Below are 6,337 nucleotides of genomic sequence, written 5' to 3' on the forward strand. Positions count from 1 at the left end.
GTTCTCCAGGACCCGGTTGCGCAGGGTGGGGTCGACCTCCAGGCTCTCCGGGCGGTGCAGCAGGCCCACCGCCTCGCGCAGGCGGCGCGCCTCGTCGGCGCAGGCCCCGCACTCGCCGAGGTGCTCCTCCACCGCGTCCGTCTCCGCCGTCGAGCAGGCGGCCAGCGCCCAGGCGCCGAGCAGGGAGCGCAGCACCTCGTGCGGGAGGTCGAGCCGCTCGGGTCCGGCGGGGGAGCGGGGCGGGGGCACGTGCCCGGCCGTGCCGTCCGCGGGTCCGTCCGGCGCCGTGAAGCGGTGCGGGTCGGTCATCGGGCACCCCCGAGCCCCGGCGGCGCCCCGGTGTCGTGGGCGGTGGAGAGCAGTTGCAGGCCGAGGCGGAGCCGGCGGCGCGCCTCGTCCTCGGTGACGCCGAGGTCGGCGGCGGCCTGGCGGTAGTCGCGCCGCTGGAAGTAGGCCAGCTCCAGCGCGGCCCGCAGCGGGTGCGGCATCGAGTGGACGATGTAGTCGGCGCGGGCGGCGACGGAGGCGTGCCGCACCCGGCTCTCCAGGGCGGCCAGTTCCGCCGGGGAGTCGCCGCCGAGCGCGGCCGTCTCGGTCTCGCGCAGCTTCTGCACGGCCAGCCGCTGGGTGGTCGCGGCGATCCAGGTGCGCAGCGGTTCCTGCCGGTGGTCGTAGGTGTCGGGGTGCTCCCAGACATGGGCGAAGACGTCGCGGGTGACGGCGGCGGCGGCCGTGTCGTCGCTCAGCACGCGGTGCGCGAGGCCCTGCACCAGGGAGGCGAACCGGTCGTACAGCTCGCCCAGGGCGGCGGCCTCACCTCGCGCGAGCCGCTGCTGCATCGTGCGGTCCCAGCGGGGCGGTACGTCCTTGGCCGGCATGCGGTTCCTCCCCTCGCCGTCTCCAGGATGTGCCCGGCGTCCCCTCGAATGTAGTCGGCACGTCCGACGATGCACGCCCCTTTGTGTCAATGCGCGCCCCTGACGGCGTCGCAGGTGATAGGGGTCTCTTCACACCGTCTTCACTTATCTCGAGCCCATCTCCGATCGAAGTACGATCGAACCCGATCGACAGTGACCGAAACAAGCCCTCTGTCGATCCCTCCGCGGTTTGCGGTTCCGTGTTTCAGGGAAACGGCCGCTGGGCAGCCGCGCGGAAAGAACCGAAGGAACTGCTTCCATTTCCGGGTGGTTCCGCAAGATCCGCCGAGCGGAGAGGTGTGGCCGTGGCTTTCGAAGTGACCGGCACCGAACGGGGCGAGTGGGCCGTGCTCCAGGTGGCCGGCGAACTGGACCTGGTGACCTCGCCCGTGCTGCGGCAGCGGGTGCACGACGTGGTCGCCGAGGGGAACCACAGCCTGGTCCTCGATCTCTCCGAGGTCTTCTTCTGCGACTCCAGCGGGGTCGGCGTGCTCATCGCGGTCCGCCGGCTGATCCGCTCCTGCCAGGGCAGACTGCGGCTGATCCTGCCCGACCGGGGCGCGGAGGACGGCTCGCACGTGAACCGCGTCCTCGGCGCGCTCGGGGTGCGCCGCCTCTTCGACGTGCGCCCGGACGTCGAGTCCGCCACAGCCGACGAGGCGGGATCGCTGTCGGCCTGAGCGCCGTCGCTGCCGAGGTGAGCGCCCTCGGTGCCACGATTCATGGCCATGGATGTCGCGGATCGTGGCGAAAACAGGTCACGCAGCGTGGAAGTGAATCCCGTACTCCGACTGTGACTCGTCACGGCCCGGAGTCGGACGCCCCCTCGGGTACCTTGGGTCGAATGCGAGTGACCGCGACCGCGAGTGCCATCGGCAGGGCCCCGCGCGCCGCCTGTTCGACTCCCTGGCGTATGCGTCGCACAGTATGCCGCACGAGTACTCCTTCGCGCGGGAATATGCCCGAAGCGCTTGTTGGGGTGACTGTACGTCAACCATGCTGTGTCGTAAGGGAATCACGTTCCGTAACGCTTGCTCTGGCCGTTGTTCTGGCCATGCAGAAAATGGCTACGATCGTGGCCCTCGTCGTGCGGTTCGTCGCGGTTCGCGCCGCGGCGGCGGGTCGTCGTGCGGTCATGTGTCCGCCGGTTCGGATGGTGTGAGCGGTGCAGGTGCTTCAAGTGACGCTGGAGATCCGGCCCGACCCCGAAGAGGTGGGGCGGGCGAGGAAGTGGGCGCGGTCGCGGCTCGCCGGGCTGGGCATAGCGGCGGACGAGCCGCTGGCCGAGACGCTGATCCTGCTCGTCTCCGAGCTGGTGACCAACGCGGTGGTGCACACCGGCCGCCCGGCGCTGCTGCGGCTGTCGCTGCCCGGCGGCCCGCCGCCCGTGACGCCCGCCGGCGCGGAGCCCGCGGCCTCGGTGACGGTACGGCTGGAGGTGGCCGACGCCAGCTCACGCGCGCCCGTGCCGCGCTGTGCCGGGCGCGAGGCCACCGGCGGCCGGGGTCTGGCCCTCGTCGACTGTCTCGCCGACCGCTGGGGCTGGAGCCCCGAGGGCGGGGGCAAGAGCATCTGGTGCGAACTGGACCGCTGCTCCCAGCCCCGTGAGGGCGCGACCCCGGCGTGCGTGGTCCAGCCGGCGGCCTACGAGGACCTCCTCTCCGAAGCGTTCTAGCCGGGTTCGCCCGTCTCGAGGGGGGCGTGCGCCGGGTGTGCTTCCGTGCGCGCCCGACGTGAAGTGGGCATAGGGCATGAATCGCCGTACCGGTGTTGACGGGTGGTACGCGCGTTGCGGAGGCTTGGGGACGGCGATTCGCCGCGAGGGGACGGCGAGGGCACGCGGGGGTGAGTCCTCGTCGAGTGTGGGTCGCGCCGGCCGGTGGTGACGGGGGCAAGGGGGGGACGCGCCGCCGGCCGGTCCGCCACCCGCGCTCATTCGGTCCCGGCGGCGGCTCCCGCGCGGAAGGTTCGCCGGTAGGCGGTCGGTGTCACGCCCAGCGCCTGTTGGAGATGCTGGCGCATCGACTGCGCCGTGCCGAACCCCGCGTCCCGTGCGACCTGGTCGACCGAGAGGTCCGTCGACTCCAGCAACTGCCGTGCCAGCTCGACGCGTTGCGCGGTGAGCCACTGCCCCGGACTCACCCCGACCTCCTCGCGGAAGCGCCGGGTGAAGGTCCGTACCGACATCGCCTCCCGCTCGGCGAGGTCCCGCAGTTGGAGCGGTTCGTGCAGCCGGCCGAGCGCCCAGGCGCGGGCGGCCGTGGTGGTGGCCAACTGCGGCTCGGGCAGCGGGCGGTGGATGTACTGCGCCTGGCCGCCGTCCCGGTGCGGGGGGACGACCATGCGGCGGGCCACGTCGTTGGCGACCGCCGTGCCGTGGTCGCGGCGCACCATGTGCAGGCACAGGTCGATCCCGGCCGCGACCCCCGCCGAGGTGAGCACGTCGCCGTCGTCGATGAACAGCACGTCGGCGTCCACCCGGACCTTCGGGAACAACTCCTGGAAGCGGTCGGCGTCGGCCCAGTGGGTGGTCGCCGGGCGGCCGTCGAGCAGACCGGCGGCCGCGAGGACGTACACGCCGACGCAGATCGAGGCGAAGCGGGTAGCGGGGCGGACGCGGGCCAGGGCGGCGCCGAGTTCGGGGGTGAGCCGTCCCTCCTCGAAGACCGGGCCGAGTTCGTAGGACGCCGGGACGATCACCGTGTCCGCCGTCGCCAGCGCCTCGGGGCCGTGCGGTACGTGCACCGCGAAGTCGGCGGCGGTCTCGACCGGCCCGGGTGGCCGGATCGAGCAGGTCACCACCTCGTACAGCGGCCTGCCCTGCGCGTCGGCCGGGCGGCCGAAGATGCGGTGGGGGATGCCGAGTTCGAAGGGGATCAGGCCGTCCAGGGCGAGGACGGCGACGCGGTGCGGACGGAACGCGCCGTCCACGGGCTGGATCTCAGCGGTCATGGCCCGATCCTAGCGAACACTGTCCTTCGGGCCACTCGTTGCGTACGGGCGGTGCCGGGACTCTGGTGCGTGTGACCCAGACCCGTCCCGCTCCCGCCCCCGTCCAGGACGCACCGAGCCGTCGGCGTGTGCACCGCGCCTGGTTCGTCGCCGCCGTCACCTTCGTCACGATCATCGGCGCGGCCGCCTTCCGGTCGCTGCCCGGCCTGCTGATCGACCCGCTGCACGCGGAGTTCGGCTGGTCGCGCGCCACCATCGGCGCGGCCGTCTCCGTCAACCTCGCGCTCTACGGGCTCACCGCGCCGTTCGCCGCCGCGCTGATGGACCGGTTCGGCATCCGCCGGGTCGTCGCCGTCGCGCTGACCGTGATCGCGCTCGGCGCCGGGCTGACCGTGTGGATGACGGCACCCTGGCAACTCATGCTCTGCTGGGGCCTGTTCGTCGGGCTGGGTTCGGGTTCGATGGCGCTGGCGTTCGCCGCGACCGTCACCGGGCGCTGGTTCACCTCGCGGCGCGGGCTGGTCAGCGGCATCCTGACCGCCGCGTCCGCCTCCGGCCAGCTCATCTTCCTGCCGCTGCTGTCCTGGATCGTGGAGCACCACCACTGGCGCCCGGCCGCCGTCACGGTCGCGCTGGCCGCCCTCGCGGTCGTCCCGTTCGTCTGGCTGCTGCTGCGCGACCACCCGGCCGACGTGGGCCTGAAGCCCTACGGAGCCACGGAGTTCGTGCCCAAGCCGCCGCCGGTGACGGGGGCCGCGCGGCGCGCGCTCGCCGTGCTGGCCTCCGCCGTGCGCACGGGGCAGTTCTGGCTGCTCGCGGGCAGCTTCGCCATCTGCGGGGCGTCCACCAACGGGCTGATCCAGACCCACTTCGTGCCCGCCGCCCACGACCACGGGATGCCGGTACCGGCGGCGGCCTCGCTGCTCGCGGTGATCGGGGTGTTCGACGTGCTCGGCACCATCGCCTCGGGCTGGTTCACCGACCGCTTCGACTCCCGGCGGCTGCTCGCCGTCTACTACGCGCTGCGCGGCATCTCGCTGCTGTTCCTGCCGATGCTGCTGGGACCGGCGGTGCAGGTGCCGATGGTGTTCTTCATCGTCTTCTACGGCCTGGACTGGGTCGCCACCGTGCCGCCCACCCTGGCGCTGTGCCGGGAGCGGTTCGGGGACGACAGCGCGATCGTCTTCGGCTGGGTGCTGGCCTCGCACCAGATCGGCGCGGCCGTCATCGCCTGGCTCGGCGGCTTCGCCCGCGACGTCTTCGGCAGCTACGACATGGTTTGGTACGCGTCCGGGTCGCTGTGCGCGGCGGCGGCGTTGATGTCGCTGGTGATCCGGCGTCGGCCCCCGGTCGTGGCGGTCGCTTGAAAGGGCGCCTAACGCAGGCGCCGGGCCACCGACTTGGCGATCTTCTCCGCGTCGATCGCCAGCTCGCGGAACATGCCGCTGATGGGGTTGGTGAACCCGGTGAAGTACAGGCCGGGGGCGTCCTTCGGGGTGCGGGCGCCGTGGACGGTGGGGCGGCCGCGCTCGTCCAGCACGCCCAGGTGGCCCACCAGGGAGTCCAGACCCCGGCTGTACCCGGTCGCCGCGATCACCGCGTCCGGCGCGATCCGGGTGCCGTCGGCGAGTGCCACCTTGCCGTCCTCGAACCCCTCGACGGCGGCGACGACCGCCACCTTGCCGGTGCGCACGGCGTCGATCAGGCCGACATCCTGCACGGGGATCGCGCCCTGCCGGACCCTGCTGTACAGCCCGGCCTCCGGACGCGGCAGACCGTGCTCGGAGAGGTCCGGGGTGCTGAGGCGGGCCATGGGCCGGGCGAGCCGGTCCACCAGCCGCACCGGCAGCCGCCGCACCACGATCCCGGTGTACTGGGCCGCCCAGCCGGCCGTGGAGCGGCGCACGATGTGCGGCGCCGTCCGTACCGCCAGCCGCACCCGCGAGGCCCCGCCCGCCACCAGGTCGACGGCGATCTCCGCCCCGGTGTTGCCGACGCCGACCACCAGCACGTCCCGGCCCTCGTACGGCTTGGGGTTCCGGTAGGACGAGGCGTGCAGCAGCTCGCCCTCGTAGCCCTCCGCGCCGGGCCACTCCGGCAGGCGCGGGGTGTGGTTGTGGCCGGTGGCGACCACCACTGCGGCACCGGTCAGCTCGCGGCCGCCGGAGGCGTGCAGCAGCCAGCCCGCTCCGTCCGCGGCCTTCTCCACCCGGAACACCTCGACGCCGGTGACGATCTCCAGCTCATGGTGCTCCGCGTACTTCTCCAGGTACCGGACCACGTCGTCCCGCGCCACCCACCGCCCGAACCTGCGCGGCATCGCGAGGCCGGGCAGCGCCGACAGCCGCCGGGTGGTGTGCAGCCGGAGCCGGTCGTAGTGCCGCCGCCAGGACGCCCCCACCCGGTCGCTCTTCTCCAGCACCACCGCCCGCACCCCGCGCGCCCGCAGCGCGGGGTGCGGGCGGTGG

Annotated in this window: 7 protein-coding genes; 3 read left to right on the forward strand and 4 right to left on the reverse strand. The window is 73.1% G+C overall.

The window, feature by feature from the left end; genetic code table 11:
• The coding region (locus CCN33_RS02130) for a zf-HC2 domain-containing protein (protein WP_140394449.1) at positions 1-309 on the reverse strand (309 nt) is incomplete at its 3' end.
• Entirely contained in the window at positions 306-878 is a 573-nt protein-coding gene (locus CCN33_RS02135; protein ID WP_086690459.1) for an RNA polymerase sigma factor, read from the reverse strand. The genes CCN33_RS02130 and CCN33_RS02135, both read right to left, overlap by 4 nt.
• A gap of 338 nt (positions 879-1,216) precedes the next feature.
• Between CCN33_RS02135 and CCN33_RS02140 the strand changes: the two genes are divergently transcribed.
• Both CCN33_RS02140 and CCN33_RS02145 read left to right on the forward strand, forming a co-directional pair.
• A complete protein-coding gene (locus CCN33_RS02140; RefSeq protein ID WP_086690461.1) occupies positions 1,217-1,597 on the forward strand; it encodes an STAS domain-containing protein in 381 nt (126 codons plus the stop codon).
• A gap of 500 nt (positions 1,598-2,097) precedes the next feature.
• Entirely contained in the window at positions 2,098-2,592 is a 495-nt protein-coding gene (locus CCN33_RS02145) for an ATP-binding protein (RefSeq protein ID WP_167387744.1), read from the forward strand.
• A gap of 257 nt (positions 2,593-2,849) precedes the next feature.
• On the opposite strand, the gene CCN33_RS02150 is transcribed toward CCN33_RS02145, so the two are convergent.
• On the reverse strand, positions 2,850-3,869 hold the full coding sequence (locus tag CCN33_RS02150; protein WP_086690465.1) for a GlxA family transcriptional regulator: 1,020 nt from the start codon (positions 3,867-3,869) through the stop codon (positions 2,850-2,852).
• A gap of 71 nt (positions 3,870-3,940) precedes the next feature.
• On the opposite strand from CCN33_RS02150, the gene CCN33_RS02155 reads away from it, so the two are divergent.
• Positions 3,941-5,236: an MFS transporter gene (locus CCN33_RS02155; RefSeq protein WP_086690467.1), complete on the forward strand. Its 1,296-nt coding sequence runs from the start codon at positions 3,941-3,943 to the stop codon at positions 5,234-5,236.
• A gap of 8 nt (positions 5,237-5,244) precedes the next feature.
• Here the strand turns inward: CCN33_RS02155 and CCN33_RS02160 are convergent, their stop codons facing one another.
• Positions 5,245-6,318: a flavin-containing monooxygenase gene (locus CCN33_RS02160; RefSeq protein ID WP_244173569.1), complete on the reverse strand. Its 1,074-nt coding sequence runs from the start codon at positions 6,316-6,318 to the stop codon at positions 5,245-5,247.
• Positions 6,319-6,337 lie beyond the last annotated feature (19 nt).

Origin of the sequence: Streptomyces recifensis (genome assembly GCF_002154615.1) — a bacterium.
Lineage (GTDB): Bacteria > Actinomycetota > Actinomycetes > Streptomycetales > Streptomycetaceae > Streptomyces > Streptomyces griseoluteus.